This window comes from Pseudomonas saponiphila, from assembly GCF_900105185.1.
In the GTDB taxonomy this organism is placed as follows: domain Bacteria; phylum Pseudomonadota; class Gammaproteobacteria; order Pseudomonadales; family Pseudomonadaceae; genus Aquipseudomonas; species Aquipseudomonas saponiphila.
Genome location: NZ_FNTJ01000001.1, coordinates 2,943,828 through 2,960,288 on the forward strand (window position 1 = coordinate 2,943,828; position 16,461 = coordinate 2,960,288).

Sequence of the window (16,461 nt, forward strand, 5' to 3'; positions counted from 1 at the left end):
ACGAGGATCGCCCTTGAAGCCTGGACGTTCTGTGCAAATCGGCTGTGTCTACCTGGCGCTGATCAGTGTCCTGGGTATAAGCGTCACCGCCGCGGTTTACTGGCTGGTGGCACGGGGCAACGCCCATCAGCTGGAACAGTCGGTGTCGCGGGCGGCCGAAGACGCCGTGCATCACGTGCTGGAGCGCGTGACCTTGTACCAATACGGTTTGCGCGGCGCCCGCGGGGTGATTGTCACGGCCGGTGAAGACGGCGTGAGCCGGGAAATCTTCCATCGCTACAGCCAGGGTCGGGACCTGAACGGGGAGTTTTTCGGCGCCCACGGTTTCGGTTTTGTCCGGCGCGTGCCCGAGGAGCATGAGCGTTCGTTCCTGGCCGCAGCACAGCTCGATGGCGCGCCGGGCTTTCATTTGCAGCAATGGCAGCCCCACCACGGTGATCGCTACGTGGTGCAGTACATCGAGCCGCTGGCGCCGAACCAGTCGGCCCTGGGCCTGGACCTGGCGTCCGAGCCGGTGCGCCGGGCGGCCGCCGTGGCCGCCATGCACAGCGGCGAGCCGCAGTTGACTGGGCCCTTGTCGCTGCGCCAGGAACCCGGCGCGGTGATGGGCTCGTTGCTGTTCCTGCTGCCGGTGTACCGCAGCGCCGAAGTGCCGCCTTCGCCGTCGCAGCGCGAGGCCCAGACCCTGGGCTGGACCTATGCGCCGCTGGTGATGAACGAGGTGCTCAAGGACTTGCCGTTGGACCCGGCCAGCCAGCGCCTGGTGTTGCGCGACATCAGCGATGACGCCGGCGCCGGGAGCTTTTTTGCCAGCTCGGCCCAGCCATTGAAGGACACGCTGAGCGTGCGTACCCGTGAGGAACAGGTGTTCGGGCGGCGCTGGGCCTTCGAGTTCAGCGTGGGCCCGGGCTTCGTCGAACCGCTGCATCAGACCGCGCCGGCCTGGGTACTGGGGATCGGCGGCCTGCTGACCCTGTTGCTGGCGGTGGTGGGCACCGTGATAGCCCTGGGGGTCAACCGGCAGAACCGTTTGCGCCGTGACCAGACCCGGCTGGCGGCCATCGTCGAAAGCTCCACCGACGGCATCATTGGCAAGACCCTGGAGGGGCGCATCACCAGCTGGAATCGCGGCGCCGAGGAGATTTTCGGCTACAGCGCCGAACAGGCGCGGGGCCGCTTGTTCCAGGACCTGATCGTGCCGCCGGAGCTGGCGCTGGAACAACAGCACATCCTGCACAAGCTGCGTCATGGCGAACGGGTGCACGGATTCGATACCCAGCGCCTGCGCCAGGACGGCAGCCGGGTGGCGGTGTCGGTCAACGTTTCGCCGATTTTCGATCGGCGCGGCCAGGTCATCGGCGCCTCGATGACGGTCCGTGACATCACCGCGCAGAAAGCCGCCGAGGCGCGGATTCTCGAACTCAACGCACGCCTGGAGGACCAGGTGGCAGCGCGCACCGCCGAGCTGGGGCAAATCAACCTGCTGCTCTCCAGCGTGCTGCGCTCGGCCTCGCAGGTGGCAATCATCGCCACCGATCGCGATGGCATCATCCGCGTGTTCAATCGTGGCGCGGAGCGGCTGTCGGGCTACCAGGCCGAGGAAATGGTGGGGCTGCACACCCCGGAGGTGATCCACCTGCCGGAAGAAGTCCGCCAGCGCGGCATCGAGCTCAGTGCCCAGCATCAGCGACCCATCGAAGGCTTTCGGGTGTTCGTCCAGCAGGCGGAAACCGAAGGCGCGCAAACCCGCGAATGGACCATGGTGCGCAAGGACGGTTCGCACTTCGCCGCGACCCTGGTGGTCAGCGCCCTGCGTGATGAAAGTGGGCAACTGACCGGCTACCTGGGCATCGCCGTGGACATCACCGAGCGCAAGGCCGCGGAGCAGACCCTGGCTACGGCCCGCGACCAACTGTTGATGGCCGCCAAAGTGGCCAAGCTGGGGATCTGGTCCTGGACCCTCGCTGACCACTCGCTGGACTGGAACGAGCGCATGTTCGAGCTCTACGAGCAGCCGCTGGAGCTGCGCGGCAACGGTTTGAACTATCAGCACTGGCTGGAGCGGGTGCATCCGCAGGACCAGGAACGGACCCAGCGCAAGCTGGAAGAGGCGGTGGCGGGCCAGGGTGTCTACGATCCGATCTTTCGTGTGGTCAGTCCCAGCGGGCAGGTGCGCTTCATCCAGTCCGGGGCCTATGTGGAGCGCGACACCGATGGCAAGGCGCTGCGGGTGACCGGGATCAACCTGGACATCACCGCGCAACGGGAGCTGGAGTCCCGGCTGCTCTACGCCAAGGAACAGGCGGATGCCGCGAGCGAGGCCAAGTCCTCGTTCCTGGCCAACATGAGCCATGAGATCCGCACGCCGATGAACGCCGTGCTGGGGATGCTGCAACTGCTGCAACGGGCCGGCCTGGAGCCGCGCCAGCTGGAATACGCGACCAAGGCGCAGACCGCGGCCAAGTCTCTGCTGGGGCTGCTCAACGACATTCTCGACTACTCGAAGATCGAGGCCGGCAAGTTGCAACTGGAGGAACACCCCTTCGACCTCGATCAACTGCTGCGTGACCTGGCGGTGGTGCTGGCGGGCAATCAGGGCGTGGGCGATATCGAGCTGATCTTCGATCTCGACCCGCAGTTGCCGCTGAACCTGGTGGGCGACAGCCTGCGCCTGCAACAGGTGCTGATCAACCTGGCGGGCAATGCCATGAAGTTCACCGCCGAGGGCCAGGTGGTGGTGGGCCTGAAGTTGCTTGAGCAGGGGGCGCACAGCGTGCGTCTGCAAGTGGCGGTGAGCGACACCGGCATTGGCATCAGCGCCGAACACCTGCAGGTGATTTTCGAAGGTTTCCGTCAGGCGGAAGCCTCGACCACTCGGCGTTTTGGCGGCACCGGCCTGGGATTGGCGATCTGCAAGCACCTGGTGCAGCTGATGGGCGGACAGTTGCAGGTGCGCAGCCAGCTCGGCGCAGGCAGCTGTTTCAGCTTTGAACTGGAGCTGGGGCTGGACGGTGCCTGTGTCGCCCAGACCCTGCCTCTAGGAGGCAAGGCCTTGCGAGTGCTGGTGGCGGATGACCACCCCCTGGCGCTGGAGCTGAATGTGCGCACCTTGCGCAGCTTCGGTTGGACCGTCGAGCACGCCACCGGCGGTGCTCAGGCCTTGTCGGCCGTGGATGCCGCTGTAGCCCGGGGCGAGGCTTTCGATCTGGTCTTGCTGGATTGGCTGATGCCGGACATGGACGGCCTGCACGCCGCGCAAATGATCAAGGACATGAGGCTGGAAGCGCCGCCGACGGTGGTGATCTTGAGTCACCACGATGCCACTGCGCTGCTGGCCCGGCTGGACAGCGCCGAGGCGCCCTTTGCTCACTACCTGAGCAAGCCCTTTACCCCTCGGCAGCTGGCGCAGGCGCTGCTGACCGAGCGCTCCGCGGCCCTCGACGGGCCGCCGGCCAAGGCGCCCGCGCAGCGCTCCAGCCTCAGTGGCCTGCGGTTGCTGGTGGTGGAGGACAACGTCCTGAACCGACAGATCGCCCGAGAACTGCTGACCCTGGAAGGGGCTCAGGTGCAATTGGCCGGCGGCGGGCTGCAGGGGGTGAAAATGACTCTCGAAGCCGAGGAACCCTTTGCCGCGGTGCTGATGGACATCCAGATGCCCGATATCGACGGCTATGAAGCCACCCGGCGGATCCGTGCCGATGCGCGCTTTGCCCGCTTGCCGATCATTGCCATGACCGCCAATGCCTCCCAGGCCGACCGCCAGAGCTGCCTGGCAGCGGGCATGAATGACCATGTCGGCAAACCGATCAACCTGCCGCAGCTGGTCAACAGCCTGTTGTTCTGGACCGGTGGCGCGGTGCGGCTGGCGCAGGTTGCCGAGCCCTCAACCGACACCGGCCTGATCGAGGACCCGGCGCTGATTCTCGAACGCTTTGGCGGTAACCGTGACTTGCTCAATCAAGTGCTCGAGGGGTCGGAGGCCACGCTGGGAGAGCTGCTCGAACGGCTGCGCCAGAGTCTTGCCGAGGACAATGCCAAGGATGCCTGCTACCTGCTGCATACCCTCAAGGGCGCTGCTGGCAACCTCGGCGGGCGTGGCTTCGCGCAGAGCTGCGCGGTGCTGGAACAGTCCCTGCGCGACGGCGCGGTGTTGCATCTGACCCTCACCGAGGGCCATCTGGATGAACTGCAACGATTACTGGCCAGCACCTTGGCGGGCTTGCAGGCGGAGTTCGGGCGGGCCTCGCCAGAGTGGGACCACGCCTTGCAAGAACCCCTGGACCTGGGTGTGTTCCAGAGCGCCCTGCAAGAGATTCTGCCGTTGTTGCGCCAGAGCAACTTGCAGGCCCTGACGCTCACTGAGGCCTTGGCGCAACATGCGCTGCCGGTCGATAGAACAACCTTCGACGAGTTTGTGGCCCATGTTCAGCGGATGGAGTTTTCGCGGGCACAGGGTGTCTTGCAAAGAATGCTTCTCAACAACTAGCAAGCAAGCTTTCTATTTGGTTCTCAATTGTTGATGTACATCAGAAAATCTTTGATTTTCTGCCCTCTAAGTTGGATGGCTTGATGAATTTTTCACACTTTTTTTGACGCCGGAATCTAAACTTGCGCCGACTGGATCAATATTGGCCATTTGCAGTAATTCACTTGGCTCTGGAAAGTTCTGCAAGTCAGCAGAGGAAGTCTTCGAGTCATCGCAGGATGCGGAAATCTTTATTTGATACCGAATGGAAAATGAACACTTTCCTGCGAGGCTTTTTAGATGAGAAACAATCTTCCTGTGACCCAGCGCGAGCTGGTGTTTCCCGCAGAACAACGGCTGATTTCCGCCACCGATATTCACGGCAAGATCACCTACTGCAATGACGAGTTTGTCGCAGTCAGTGGTTTCAGCCGGGAAGAACTGATCGGCAGCCCGCACAATATCGTGCGCCATCCGGACATGCCCGAAGCGGTGTTCGCGCACATGTGGTCCTACCTCAAGGACGGCAAGAGCTGGATGGGCATCGTCAAGAACCGCAGCAACAACGGTGACCACTACTGGGTCAACGCCTATGTCACGCCGATCTTCAGCAAGGGCGTGATTGCCGGCTACGAGTCGGTGCGGGTCAAGCCCGAGCGCGAACAGGTGGAGCGCGCCGGCGCCCTCTATCAACGCATGCGCAGCGACAACCTGGCCCTGCCCTGGAGCTACCGGGTGGCCAGGGTCTGCAGCTTTGCCTTGCCGCCCGTGTTGGGCCTGGCGGCCACCGCCGGCGCCTACTGGCTGGGGGGCGCCTGGGCGGCGCTGGGCGCGGCGGTTCCCGGGTATTTCGCGGTCCAGGGCTATGCCCTGTATCGCGCGCGGCAGATGCTCGGGCGCATCAGCTCGGTGTCCCTGGGCAGCTTCGACAGTGAGCTGATCGCCCGTACCTACACCGACGAACACGGCCCGGTGGCGCAGTTGCAGATGATCCTGATCAGCGAGTCGGCGAAAATCCGCACCGCCCTCAGCCGGCTGGGCGACTACGCCAACCAGGCGGCGTCCCTGGCTTCCACCAGCCAGAGTCTGTCCAAGCAGGCGGAAAGCGCCCTGGGCAAACAGCGCGACGAAGCGGACATGGCGGCCACCGCGATGAACCAGATGGCCTCGTCGATTTCCGAGGTGTCGGTGCACATCCACGACACCGCCTCGGCCGCCGATCAGGTCAACAACCTGACCCAGGTGGGCTCCGAGGAGGCACAGAAAACCCGCGTGGTGATCGAGAAACTGGCGGACACCGTGGACGCGGTCAGCCAGTCCGTGGAAGGCCTGGCCGCGGAAACCCAGTCGATCCAGCAGGCGGCCAACATGATCCGCTCGATTGCCGAACAGACCAATCTGCTGGCCCTCAACGCGGCGATCGAGGCTGCCCGGGCCGGCGAGCAGGGCCGCGGTTTTGCGGTGGTGGCCGACGAGGTCCGGGCCCTGGCCTCCAAGACCCAGGAGTCGACCCAGAGCATCCAGCGCATCATCGTCACCCTGCAGGAAGTGGCCACCCAGGCGGTGGAAGTGGCGCGCCAGGGCAGCGTCGAAGCGCGCTCCGGGGTGGCCCAGGTGATCAGTACCCAGGAAGCCCTGGACGGCATCAACGCGGCGGTGGAGCGGATTCACCAGATGAGCCAGCAAATGGCCGCGGCCTCGGAGCAGCAAGCCCATGTTGCCGAGGAAATATCCGAGCAGATCACCAAGATTGCCCGGGTTTCGGATCAGAACGCCGAGATCGCCGTGCATTCCTCCACCGTGGGTGGCGATCTGGAGTCCACCGCTCACGAACTAAATGCCCTGGTGACCCGTTTCAATAGTTGATCGCCAAGGGTAATCAGCAACTTTCATTCAATCGCCGATTGATCAACTAGATCAGGGCAGGGGGTTCGTATGTCCAGTGTGATGGAAACGGTTAACAGCCGTACTCAGTTGGCAGGGCAGAATCGTCTGGAACTATTGTTATTCCGTTTTAATGAGTCACAGGTGTATGGCATCAACGTATTTAAAGTTAGAGAGGTTCTCAAGTGTCCCAAGTTGAATGTACTGCCCATGTCACATTCGGTGGTGTGTGGCGTGGCCAATGTTCGCGGTGTATCAATTCCGATACTTGATCTGGCATTGGCCACCGGCTTGCCTGGAGTCGAGGATATCGACAACGCCTACGTGATCATCACCGAGTACAACAACAAGACCCAGGGTTTTCTGGTGAGTGCGGTGGAACACATTGTCAACCTGAACTGGGAGGAAATTCACCCGCCACCCAAGGGCAGCGGCCTGGACAACTACCTGACGGCGGTGACCCGGGTCGGCGAGCACCTGGTGGAGATCATCGACGTGGAGAAAGTCCTGGCCGAGGTGTCGCCGGTCTGCGAGGAAATCTCCCAGGGCGTGATCCCGCCGCAGACCCAGGTCGCTGCGGCGCACTGGCGGGTGCTGACGGTGGATGACTCGGCGGTGGCGCGCAAGCAGGTGACCCGCTGCCTGGAAAGCGTCGGGGTGCAGGTGGTGTCGTTGAAGGACGGCCGCGAGGCGCTGGAGTACCTGCGCACTCTGCTCGATGCCGGCAAGCGCCCGGACGAGGAGTTCCTGATGATGATCTCGGATATCGAAATGCCGGAAATGGACGGCTACACCCTTACCGCCGAAGTGCGCAACGACCCACGGATGCAGCAACTGTACATCGTGCTCCACACCTCGCTGTCCGGGGCCTTCAACCAGGCCATGGTGAAGAAGGTCGGTGCCGATGATTTTCTCGCCAAGTTTCGCCCCGACGATCTGGCCGGGCGAGTGGTGGACCGGATCGCCAGCCTGACGCCGGCCTGAGCCGGGCCCCGGGGCGGCGCGTCAGGCCTGTCACCTGTTTGCCCGGTAGCTCCTTTTGCGCGGCATGGGCAGGGGGCTGGCGTCGTCGTTCATTCACCTGCGCCGCTGGAGGCGAACCAGGGCAGTTTTCTTCAATACGCGGCGATCCTGGCTCCCTAGTCTGGGCGGCGGTCAATCCGACCCAGATAGGAGAAACAAGACATGAGCCTGGTGTTTTCCATGGCGGCCTTTGCCCTGGCCGCTTCCATCACCCCGGGACCGGTGAACATCGTCGCCCTCAGCAGTGGCGCACGCTTCGGCTTCAGGGCCAGCTTGCGCCACGTAACCGGAGCCACCCTGGGCTTCGTCGGGCTGCTGGTGCTGATCGGCCTGGGGCTGCACGAACTGCTGCGCCAGTGGCCGCTGCTGACCCAGGGCATTCGCCTGTTTGGCGTGGCTTTCCTGCTGTACATGGCCTGGAAGTTGGCCCGGGACGATGGTCGCCTGGATACCGATGCTGCAGCCCGGGCGCCGTCGGCCTGGTACGGCGCGTTGATGCAGTGGCTCAATCCCAAGGCTTGGTTGGCCTGCGTCGCGGGGATGGGCGCTTTTGCCGCCGACGGGGACGTGGGCCTGGTGTGGTTGTTCAGCGGGTTGTATTGGCTGATCTGCTACCTGTCGATTGCCTGCTGGGCCTATGCCGGGAGCTGCTTGCGGCACTACCTGAGCGACCCGGCGCAGATGCGTCTGTTCAACCGCAGCATGGCCGCGTTGCTGGCTGCCAGCGCGGGCTATCTGTTGGTCTAGCGCTGGCCGCGGTACTGGCCGGGAGTGGCCGCCAGGTGCTGCTTGAAGGCGCGCTGGAAATGCGCCTGATCGGCAAAGCCGGCCTCCAGCGCCACCTCGGCGATCGGCGCGCCGCTGCGCAGGCGGGCCTGGGCGAACTGCACCCGCTGGTTCACCAGGTAGGCGTGGGGCGGCATGCCGAACTGCTGCTTGAAGGCACGGATCAGGTAGGACGGTGACAGCTGCGCCGCCTGGCACAGGTCTTCCAGGCTCAGGGCCTGGGTGCAGTGGCGGCGGATGTAGTCGGCGGCTTCCTGCAGTTTGCGGTTGTCGCCCCGGGGCGGCGCCTCGGCGGGGTTCAGGCGCTGCTGCAGGTCGCTGAAAAAGCTCACCACGGCGCTGTGCTTGAGCAGCGGCTCGGCCTCGGCGGCCACCAGGGTCTGGTACAGCTGCTCCAGCTCGGCGAACAGTTGCGGGTCACGGCTGTGCGTCTCGCGAAACGGACGAAAGCCCAGCTCGGCACTGAAGCCCAGGTCGTGCTGCAGCGCGGTCAGCCAGGGCGTGTCGACATACAGCATGCGATAGGACCAGGGTTGGTCGTCGATCGGGTTGCAGGCGTGCACCACCCCCGGGTTCATCAGCACCACGGTGCCGCGGCTGACCCGCCACTGCGCGTGACCGCTGAGGTAGGTGCTGACGCCCGCGGTGATGCTGCCGATGGAAAACTGTTGGTGGGCATGGCGGCTGTAGCAGACCTTGCGGCCATCGGCGATGGCGCGGGCCTCGATGAACGGCAGGGCCGGGTCGCGCCAGAACTGCGGTTCCTGGTCACAGGAGAGGGCAGGCTTCATTGCGGTTTTCCGTCGGTGAAAGCAGGCGCGATTGTATTAGCTTTTGCCGTCGAAGGCGCGTTGCAGCGTCGCGATATCGAGTTTTTTCATCCCCAGCAGGGCCTGCATCACCCGTTGCGAACGGGCCGGATCGGGGTCGCAGATCATCGGCGTGAGGCACTGCGGCACGATCTGCCAGGACAGCCCGAAACGGTCCTTGAGCCAGCCGCAGCGCTGCGCTTCTGGCGGGCCGCCAAAACCCAGGGCGTTCCAGTAGTGATCCAGCTCGGCCTGGCTGCGGCAATGCACTTGCAGGGAGATGGCCTCATTGAAGCTGAACAGCGGGCCACCGTTGAGGGCGCTGAAGCCCTGGCCGTCGAGTTCGAAGGCCACGCTCATTATCGAGCCCTCGGGGCGTCCGTGAATCTCGAAGCCGGCCTTGCCGTAATGGCTGATGTGGGTGATGTGCGACTGTTCGAAGACCGAGCAGTAGAACTGTGCCGCCGCGTGTGCCTGGTGGTCGAACCACAGGCACGGGGTGATGGTCTGGATGCGTGGCATGGTGTCGGTCCTCTGCGGGTTGATCACGCTTGCTCAAGCGTAGTCAACCCGCCGTCGGGCCACGCGACCGTGGATCGGCGCGCTCGGAAGTCCCAGCGGGTCGCCAATTGCAGGCGGCGCGGCAACAGGCCATGGAGCCAGTGGTGATGGGCGTCATGGAGGTTGTGGACCAGGGCGGGGCTGGCGGGCGGCGCGGTGTCGGGGTCAAGTCTGGCGCCGCGGGGGCGATAAAACACTCAAGGCGGCGTCATTGAGTGCTTGCCGACCAGGGTTTCTACAGTGGTATCTTCGCCTGCACCTCCTGTTTGCCTTACGGCCTCGCCAGACGCCGGGCGGTCGTGACGGGGGCCGTCTGCAGGGGACGGACGTGCGCAGGCAGAGGGGAGAGGCCGATGCGGCAATTGGGGTTCAAGCTGTTTTTCACCCACCGCCTGGCGTTGCTGGCGGGCGCCGAGTCCTTGCGTTCGATTCGCGAAGGCCTGCTCTGGCTATTGCCTTGCCTGCTGGTGTCGGCGCTGTTCCTGATCCTTGCGCAATGTGCCCAGGCCCTGGGCGCCCCCGGCTCCCTGGTGGACTTGCTGACCGGGTTGCACAACCGCATCAGTTCGATCATTCCCCTGTTGGTGGCGGCGTCCATCGGCTACATGCTGGCGATCCAGCACCGCCTGCCGCAACTGCCGGTGGCCTTTCTCTGCCTGGCCCATGTGGTGATCGCCATCTACCTGCTGCGGGACTATCCGCTGGCGTCGGCGACCTTCGTGCTGTTCATCGCCATCGCCTCGCCCCTGGTCAATGTCCCGACCATGGCCTGGCTGCACCGCCGACGTTGGACCCGGCTGGTGGACGAAGGACTGGTGGGGCACAACCTCAAGGGCACCATCAACATGGTGCTGCCGGGGGGGCTGACCTGCCTGGCGCTGGTGGCGGTGCTGCAAGTGCTGTTGCAGGTCCACGACTTTGCCTACATCCAGCGCCCGCTCGACATCGACAGCCTGGATCATCCCTACCTCAACGCGATTCTCCTGACCTCGACCAATTCCCTGCTGTGGTTCTTCGGCATTCACGGCACCTACGCCATGCAGCCCGTGATCGAGGTGCTGGATCAGGCGGTGGCCCTCAATGCCGCCGATCATGCCGCCGGGCAACCCCTGCGCTATGCCCTCAACAGCGGCCTCTTGGGGTGTTTCGCCTTCATCGGCGGATCCGGCGGTTCCCTGGCCCTGGTGCTGGCGATCCTGGGCTTTTCCCGCAACCGTTCCATGCGCCTGCTGGCCATGGCGAGCCTGGCGCTGTCGCTGTTCAACGTCAACGAACTGCTGCTGTTCGGCCTGCCGATCATCCTCAACCCGCGGCTGCTGGTGCCCTTCATGCTGGTGCCGATGGTCAACGCCTGCCTGGCCCTGCTGGTGGTGCAACTGGGCTGGGTCAGCCCGGCCCTGGTCAGCCTGCCCTTTACCTCGCCAGTGCTGCTCAATGCCTACCTGAGTACCCAGGGCGACTGGGGCGCGGTGCTCCTGCAACTGCTGTTGCTGGGCATCGGCACCCTGATCTACCTGCCTTATGTGCGCAGCATCCAGCGCCAGGGCGAGGGCGCCGGACAGGTCTACCTGAAGACCTTCGACACCACCTTCCGCGGCCTGGAGGAGCGCGGCAGGCTGTTCGAGCTGGACCCGATGGTGGCGGCTTACCGTCAGGCCGCGCAGCAGTCCTTGCAACTGGCGCGGATCCAGCAATTGAGCTGCTACGACTTTCACCTGGAGTACCAGCCCCAGGTGGCCAAGGACAGCGGCCTGTGCACCGGCTGCGAGGCGCTGATCCGCGCCCGGGACGGCGAGGGCAAGGTGCAGTCGCCCTGGGAGCTGTTGCAATGGCTGGGGCAGGCCGGGCTGATGCCCGAGGTGGACTTCTGGGTCGCCTCCCAGGCGGTGCGCCAGCACCTGGCCTGGAGCAAGATCGGCTTCCAACTGCCCATCACCATCAATATCTCCAGCGCCACCCTGGCCTCGGCGGAGCATGGTCGGCGTCTGCTGGAGATTCTCGCCTGGGCCCAGGGCCAGGTTTCGGTGGAGATCACCGAGGACGCGCTGGTGGGCGATGCCCTGCTGACCCAGCAATGGATCGGCAAGCTGCATGCCCTGGGGGCGCGGGTCTATATCGATGACTTCGGCACCGGCTTTTCCGCCTTGAGTTACCTGCATCAGTTTCCGGTGGACGGGATCAAGATCGACCGCAGCTTCGTCCTGGCCCAGCGCGAGCCCAAGGGCGCCCAGGTGCTCAACGGTCTGCTGCGCTTTTGCGAGACGCTCAAGCTCAAGGTGGTGGTGGAAGGGGTGGAAACCCGCGAGCAGCTTGATTTCTTGCAGTCGAGCTCGGAGCTGATCATCCAGGGCTGGTACTACAGCAAGTCCCTGCCCGGGGAGCAGATCCCCGGGTTTGTCCGCCAGCGGGCCCACAGCGCCCGGGTTGCCAGCGAGGACTGAGGCGCGGCTTCAGGCACTCTCGCGAAACGCCGGATGCTCCGGGCGCGGCAGGGCCTGCCAGGCGCCGGCCAGGTGGGCGTCGGCGGCGAGCAGCCACAGGCCCTGATGGGGTTCCAGGGCCTGGGTGGGCAGGTCGAGCAACTCGGCCAGGGGCAGGCGCAGGCTGCGGCCCGGGTCGTTGTCATCCGCGGCCTGCCAATCCCGTTCGTACAGGCGCAACTCCAGTTCCTGGTGGTCGAAGCGCTGCAACAGCGGCCGGTGGCGCAGCCACTGTGGGGCGATGCGCAGGCTGCGCTGGCGCACATCCAGCAGCAACAGCTGCCAGGCGCGGTAGCCGTCTTCGACGTCTAGGCGCAGCCGGGTCAGGGCCAGATAACGGCCATCGGCGGACCAGATCAGCGACGGCGCCAGGTCCGTCAGGGCGCAGCCGCTGGCGGTGAGCAAGTGGCCGCCCAGGCGCGGGCTGGTTTCCCGCAGCCAGCTGTCGGCGTATTCGGTTTCACTGCCGAACAGCCAGGCGGCATCCCGGCCGTCGGGGGCCGGCTGGATGAAGTCGCCTTCCGCCACCGCGGCCTGGGGCCGGTCCACCAGGCGCCAGTCGGCCAGCGGCAGCAGTTGCTGCTCGGTGATCTGCAGGTGCTGGCGTTGGTAGCACAGCTGGGAGCCGTCCTGGTCGGCACAGAACCCGGCAGCCTGGTCGGGCGCCGGCGCGGGCCGGTTGAAGCGTTGCAGGGGGCTGCTCGGCAGGTCTTGGTCGAGGCGCCCGACGATCACCGCCAGGCTCAACTGGCCATGGCGCAAGTCCAGCAGGCGTGCCGCCAGCAGCGGCGGGCTGTGCAGCAGGCGTTGCTGCTGCAGGTCGGCCACCACCGCCCGGTCGCTGACCTGGGAGAGCTGGGTAAAAGGCAGCAGGGCCAGATAGCGCCGACAGTCGGAAACTCGATGGTCCAACCGCCAGCGCCCGGGCAGTTGCCAGTCGCCGATCCGGCAGGCGTAGGCGCCCACGCCTTGTGCATCGTCGGCCAGCCAGCTGAACAGCGCCCGCTGGCCGTCCAGCAGCGGCTGTGACTCGATCTGGCTGTCACCGCGGCCGCCGCCGCTGTCCAGGGGCTGGCACAGTCGGGTTTGCACCAGCGGCAGCGGCGCGACCTGCAGGCAACCCTCAGGGTCGTGGCCGACGCCGGTTTCGGTGTCGCTATGGATGCTGTGCAGGCGATAGCCGTAGCGCCCCCGGTCGATCTCGGCGCAATCCAGGTAGGCCGCGTGACGCAGGTAACGGCTGTCCAGCTCCAGCAGGGCGCCGGGGTAAAAAGAGGGTTCCGACGGGCTGGCGATCCAGGGCTGTGGCAGTCGGCGCCAGCCTCGGTCCGCCTGCCACAGCCAGGTACTGGGCTGATCGGCTTGCTGTTCCTCGCGGGCGCTGCAGGCCAGGGAGCGGCTGTCGCGGCTCCAGCAACGAGGGCTGTCGGCGCTGATCAACAGGCCGCTGGGCTGGCCGTCCAGGCTCAGTTGGTAAGGCGGTGCCCGCAGCGGCTCCAGGGGTTGGGGCAAGTCTCGCAAGCAGGTGGGCAGGGCCATCCGCGCCTGGAGCCGATGACGCCCGTCCGGGGACAGTTCCTCGAAGCTCTGCCGGGCCAGGTTGTCGACCCAGGCGCCGGGCTCCAGCCACAGATCGGCCACCGCCAGCAGGTCGATCGCTTCGGCACTCTCCAACAGCGTGGCCAGGCTGGCGTGGCGCGAGCCGTTGTCCACCAGGGGGCTGTGCCGCCCGCGCAGGTGGTCTGCGGCGAAGGCGTCCAGCTCCCAGAACTCGCCGTGGTCGCAGCGGTAAAGGCGGCGCAGCGAGCGGTCGAGGATCGCCAGGCCCCACTGTTGGCGGGATGGCAAGGGCGCGGCGAAGTAGCGCCCGTCGCTGGAGAAGCGCGCCGACGACCCCAGTCCTTGCAGCAGCACGCCGTCCGGGAACAGGTAGTCGCAATAGGTCGGGCCGCCCATGGCGATTTCGCCATGGTTGAACACGCGGATCGGCAGGCCTTCCGGGGTGCTCTGCGGCTCGTTGCCACCCCAGGCGCTGTTGCTGGCCGTGGGTGACTGGACCAGGCCCAGGCGTCGCTCCAGTTGGCTGATGGTGCCCATACCCACCAGGATGCTGACGAAGGCCGCGGCGATGTCCCAGTACGCTGGCAATGCCCGCCCCAGGCTGAAACCCAGGCCGAACACCGCGCTGATCATCAGCCGGGCCATGGCGCGAGCGGTTCGGGGCCAGCCCAGGCGAGCCGTCAGGGCCATGCCGGCGGCGCAGGCGAGCACCACGACCAGGGCCAGGAGCGGCGGCAACAGGGTGACGAAGAAGATCGGGATCAGCAGGGCGCTCAACTGCCAGAGCAGTTCCAGCAACAGGCGCGGCAGGCTTTTTTCGGACGGGGCGCTGGGACGGGAGGGCACCGGGGACATCCTTGTGGAGTAGGGGGGCGACAAGGGCTGCCAATCTACGCCCTTGGGCGAAAAAACGCAGCTGGCAAAATAGAGTCGGATTGACTTGTTGCGTGGTCTTTATGACCTGGTTTTTTCGGGTCATAAAGACTCGTGGCCGAGTGGCGGCCACGGTTTTGCCGGGCGCGGGTCTTGGCATGAAACCTGATAGTGCTGACGCATCGCTGATTGGCCAAGGAGTTCCGCGCATGATCTGTTACTGCAATTCGCCGTTGCCTGTCCCGAGCTGGGGGAGGGCTGCCTGTGTCGTTGCCTGAACGTTGGCGGCAATGGGCCGCGCAGCCGCTGTGGAGCCTGGGCTTTCGGCCGTTTTTTCTCGCCGGCGCGGCGTTTGCCTGTATCGCCCTGGTGGGCTGGGGCCTGTGGCTGCACGGCATCTGGAGCGGCCGCCAGCCGTTGGGCGGCATGCTGGCGTGGCATCGGCACGAGATGCTGTTCGGCTTTGCCGTGGCGATCATTGCCGGGTTCCTGCTGACGGCGGTGGCCAACTGGACCGGGCGCCCGGCCCTCAGTCGCACGCCGCTGATCCTGTTGTGGCTGCTCTGGCTGCTGGCGCGGCTGGCCTGGTGGCTGCCGCTGCCGGCGCCGTTGTTCCTGGTGCTGCAACTGGCCTTCATGCCGGCGCTGGCCGCGCTGGTGGGGCGTGAACTGTGGCGCGCGGGCAAGCGCGACAACTACCCCATGGTGCTGATCCTGGGCCTGCTGGCACTGTTTCAGGGGCAGACCCTGCTGGGCCTGCTGGCGGCGCAGGAAGTCTGGCAGCGCCACGGCGAGCTGGGGGCGCTGTGGCTGGTGGCGGCCCTGATGACGGTGATCGGCGGCCGGGTGATCCCATTCTTCATCCAGCGCGGGCTCAATCGGCCGCCAACGCCACCGACTTCGCCCTGGCCCACCCGCGTGTTGCTGCTGGGCAGCCTGCTGGCGGCGATCTCCATGGCCCTGGGCGGCGCTGATGCGCCTCGGCCCTGGCTGGCGCCGTTGTTCGCTGTGCTGGCGGCCCTGCATCTGTGGCGCCTGTGGCACTGGCACCAGCCGGGGCTGTGGCGGCTGCCGCTGCTGTGGTCGCTGTACCTGGGCTACCTGTGGCTGGCGCTGGCCACCCTGGGCATGGCGCTGTGGCACCTGGGCGGCTGGCCGTCGCAGAGTCTGGTGACCCATGCCTTGGCGCTGGGCGGCCTTGGCGGGCTGGTGCTGGGGATGATCGCCCGGGTCAGCCTGGGCCATAGCGGCCGGCCGCTGCAGGTGACCCGGGCCATGGCCGGGGCCTTTGCCTTGCTGTTCCTGGCGGCGCTATGCCGGGTGCTGCTGGTGCCGTTCAGCGCCCTGGGCCTGGGGTTGTCGGCGGCGCTGGGGGCCCTGGCGTTTGCCCTGTTCGTCGGCGGCTACGCGCGGATTCTGTTGACCGCACGGGTCTGAGTGCGACCAAGCAGAGGCGGGCACGCCCGCTCGTGGCGTGCCGGGCGCCGCTCAAACTGAACTACGCTTGCGGTCTTAGCGACGGGGCACTGAAGACCTTTGCCGATGTGCTGCGCATCGCCTTTCGCGAGAGTGATGTGATCGGTCGCCTGGGCGACGATGAATTCGTGGCCCTGCTGACCGCTGCCGATCACGTCGAGACGTCGGCGATCATGGCGCGCCTCGGTGAACTGCTCAATGAACGCAACGCCACCCTGAAACGCGGCTACGACATCCGCTTCAGCGTCGGCCAGATCGAGTACGACCCCGAGCGTCACGCCGGTATCGAGGACCTTCTGGCCGATGCCGACAAGGCCATGTACCTGCACAAGCAGACCCACTGAAGGCGCGCCAGGCAAGCCCCGAAACCTGGAGCGGGGCGGCCAACCAAGGATGCCGGCCGCTACTGGCTGCGCTCGATGGACGGCGGGGCATGGTTTTCCTCGATGTTCACCCCGGCGGCACTGGCCCGGCTTTGCGTTTGCGCGCCAAGGCTGGCGACGGTGTCCGCGGCGCTATTGGGGCTGTGGCTTGAGGCTGTTCG

At 65.7% G+C, this 16,461-nt stretch carries 9 protein-coding genes and 2 pseudogenes; 8 read left to right on the forward strand and 3 right to left on the reverse strand.

The features are described from left to right. Positions 1 to 31: 31 nt before the first annotated feature. The 5 genes and pseudogenes from BLV47_RS13790 to BLV47_RS13805 all read left to right on the forward strand — a co-directional run bounded on the left by BLV47_RS13790 (position 32) and on the right by BLV47_RS13805 (position 8,119). Positions 32 to 4,486: a PAS domain-containing hybrid sensor histidine kinase/response regulator gene (locus BLV47_RS13790; RefSeq protein WP_244168875.1), complete on the forward strand. Its 4,455-nt coding sequence runs from the start codon at positions 32 to 34 to the stop codon at positions 4,484 to 4,486. 279 nt (positions 4,487 to 4,765) lie between these two features. Continuing rightward, positions 4,766 to 5,080, forward strand: a pseudogene (locus tag BLV47_RS37015) (PAS domain-containing protein); the annotation flags it as partial. An 81-nt stretch (positions 5,081 to 5,161) separates the two neighbouring features. Then, positions 5,162 to 6,331 carry a methyl-accepting chemotaxis protein gene (locus tag BLV47_RS13795; RefSeq protein WP_425272171.1) on the forward strand — a complete coding sequence of 390 codons (1,170 nt, stop codon included), beginning with the start codon at positions 5,162 to 5,164 and terminating at the stop codon, positions 6,329 to 6,331. Positions 6,332 to 6,400: 69 nt separating this feature from the next. Next, a complete protein-coding gene (locus tag BLV47_RS13800) occupies positions 6,401 to 7,333 on the forward strand; it encodes a chemotaxis protein CheV (protein ID WP_092314403.1) in 933 nt (310 codons plus the stop codon). 201 nt (positions 7,334 to 7,534) lie between these two features. After that, the gene (locus BLV47_RS13805; RefSeq protein ID WP_092314405.1) at positions 7,535 to 8,119 is read left to right on the forward strand and encodes a LysE family translocator; all 585 of its coding nucleotides are present in this window, start codon (positions 7,535 to 7,537) and stop codon (positions 8,117 to 8,119) included. On the opposite strand, the gene BLV47_RS13810 is transcribed toward BLV47_RS13805, so the two are convergent. After that, positions 8,116 to 8,949, reverse strand: coding sequence for an AraC family transcriptional regulator (locus BLV47_RS13810; RefSeq protein ID WP_092314407.1), 834 nt, complete (start codon positions 8,947 to 8,949; stop codon positions 8,116 to 8,118). The two genes, BLV47_RS13805 and BLV47_RS13810, sit on opposite strands and share 4 nt — an antisense overlap. Positions 8,950 to 8,985: 36 nt before the next feature. Continuing rightward, positions 8,986 to 9,489: a VOC family protein gene (locus BLV47_RS13815; protein WP_092317221.1), complete on the reverse strand. Its 504-nt coding sequence runs from the start codon at positions 9,487 to 9,489 to the stop codon at positions 8,986 to 8,988. 392 nt (positions 9,490 to 9,881) lie between these two features. Between BLV47_RS13815 and BLV47_RS13820 the strand changes: the two genes are divergently transcribed. Next, on the forward strand, positions 9,882 to 11,969 hold the full coding sequence (locus BLV47_RS13820; protein WP_092314409.1) for a PTS sugar transporter subunit IIC/EAL domain-containing protein: 2,088 nt from the start codon (positions 9,882 to 9,884) through the stop codon (positions 11,967 to 11,969). A 9-nt stretch (positions 11,970 to 11,978) separates the two neighbouring features. Here the strand turns inward: BLV47_RS13820 and BLV47_RS13825 are convergent, their stop codons facing one another. Then, a complete protein-coding gene (locus tag BLV47_RS13825) occupies positions 11,979 to 14,414 on the reverse strand; it encodes a hypothetical protein (RefSeq protein WP_244168876.1) in 2,436 nt (811 codons plus the stop codon). A gap of 291 nt (positions 14,415 to 14,705) precedes the next feature. On the opposite strand from BLV47_RS13825, the gene BLV47_RS13830 reads away from it, so the two are divergent. Together BLV47_RS13830 and BLV47_RS13835 are read left to right on the forward strand one after the other, a co-directional pair. Further along, complete coding sequence (locus BLV47_RS13830; protein WP_092314413.1) at positions 14,706 to 15,878, forward strand: NnrS family protein; 1,173 nt, start codon at positions 14,706 to 14,708, stop codon at positions 15,876 to 15,878. Between the two features lie 80 nt (positions 15,879 to 15,958). Next, positions 15,959 to 16,261 (forward strand): annotated as a pseudogene (locus BLV47_RS13835) (diguanylate cyclase domain-containing protein); the annotation flags it as partial. Between the last annotated feature and the right edge of the window lie 200 nt (positions 16,262 to 16,461).

Excerpts from the sequence above, each read along its gene's own strand:
- BLV47_RS13795 (WP_425272171.1), top strand. The coding sequence starts at position 5,162 with ATGCGCAGCGACAACCTGGCCCTGCCCTGGAGCTACCGGGTGGCCAGG.
- BLV47_RS13800 (WP_092314403.1), top strand. The coding sequence starts at position 6,401 with ATGTCCAGTGTGATGGAAACGGTTAACAGCCGTACTCAGTTGGCAGGG.
- BLV47_RS13805 (WP_092314405.1), top strand. The coding sequence starts at position 7,535 with ATGAGCCTGGTGTTTTCCATGGCGGCCTTTGCCCTGGCCGCTTCCATC.
- BLV47_RS13810 (WP_092314407.1), bottom strand. The coding sequence starts at position 8,949 with ATGAAGCCTGCCCTCTCCTGTGACCAGGAACCGCAGTTCTGGCGCGAC.
- BLV47_RS13815 (WP_092317221.1), bottom strand. The coding sequence starts at position 9,489 with ATGCCACGCATCCAGACCATCACCCCGTGCCTGTGGTTCGACCACCAG.
- BLV47_RS13820 (WP_092314409.1), top strand. The coding sequence starts at position 9,882 with ATGCGGCAATTGGGGTTCAAGCTGTTTTTCACCCACCGCCTGGCGTTG.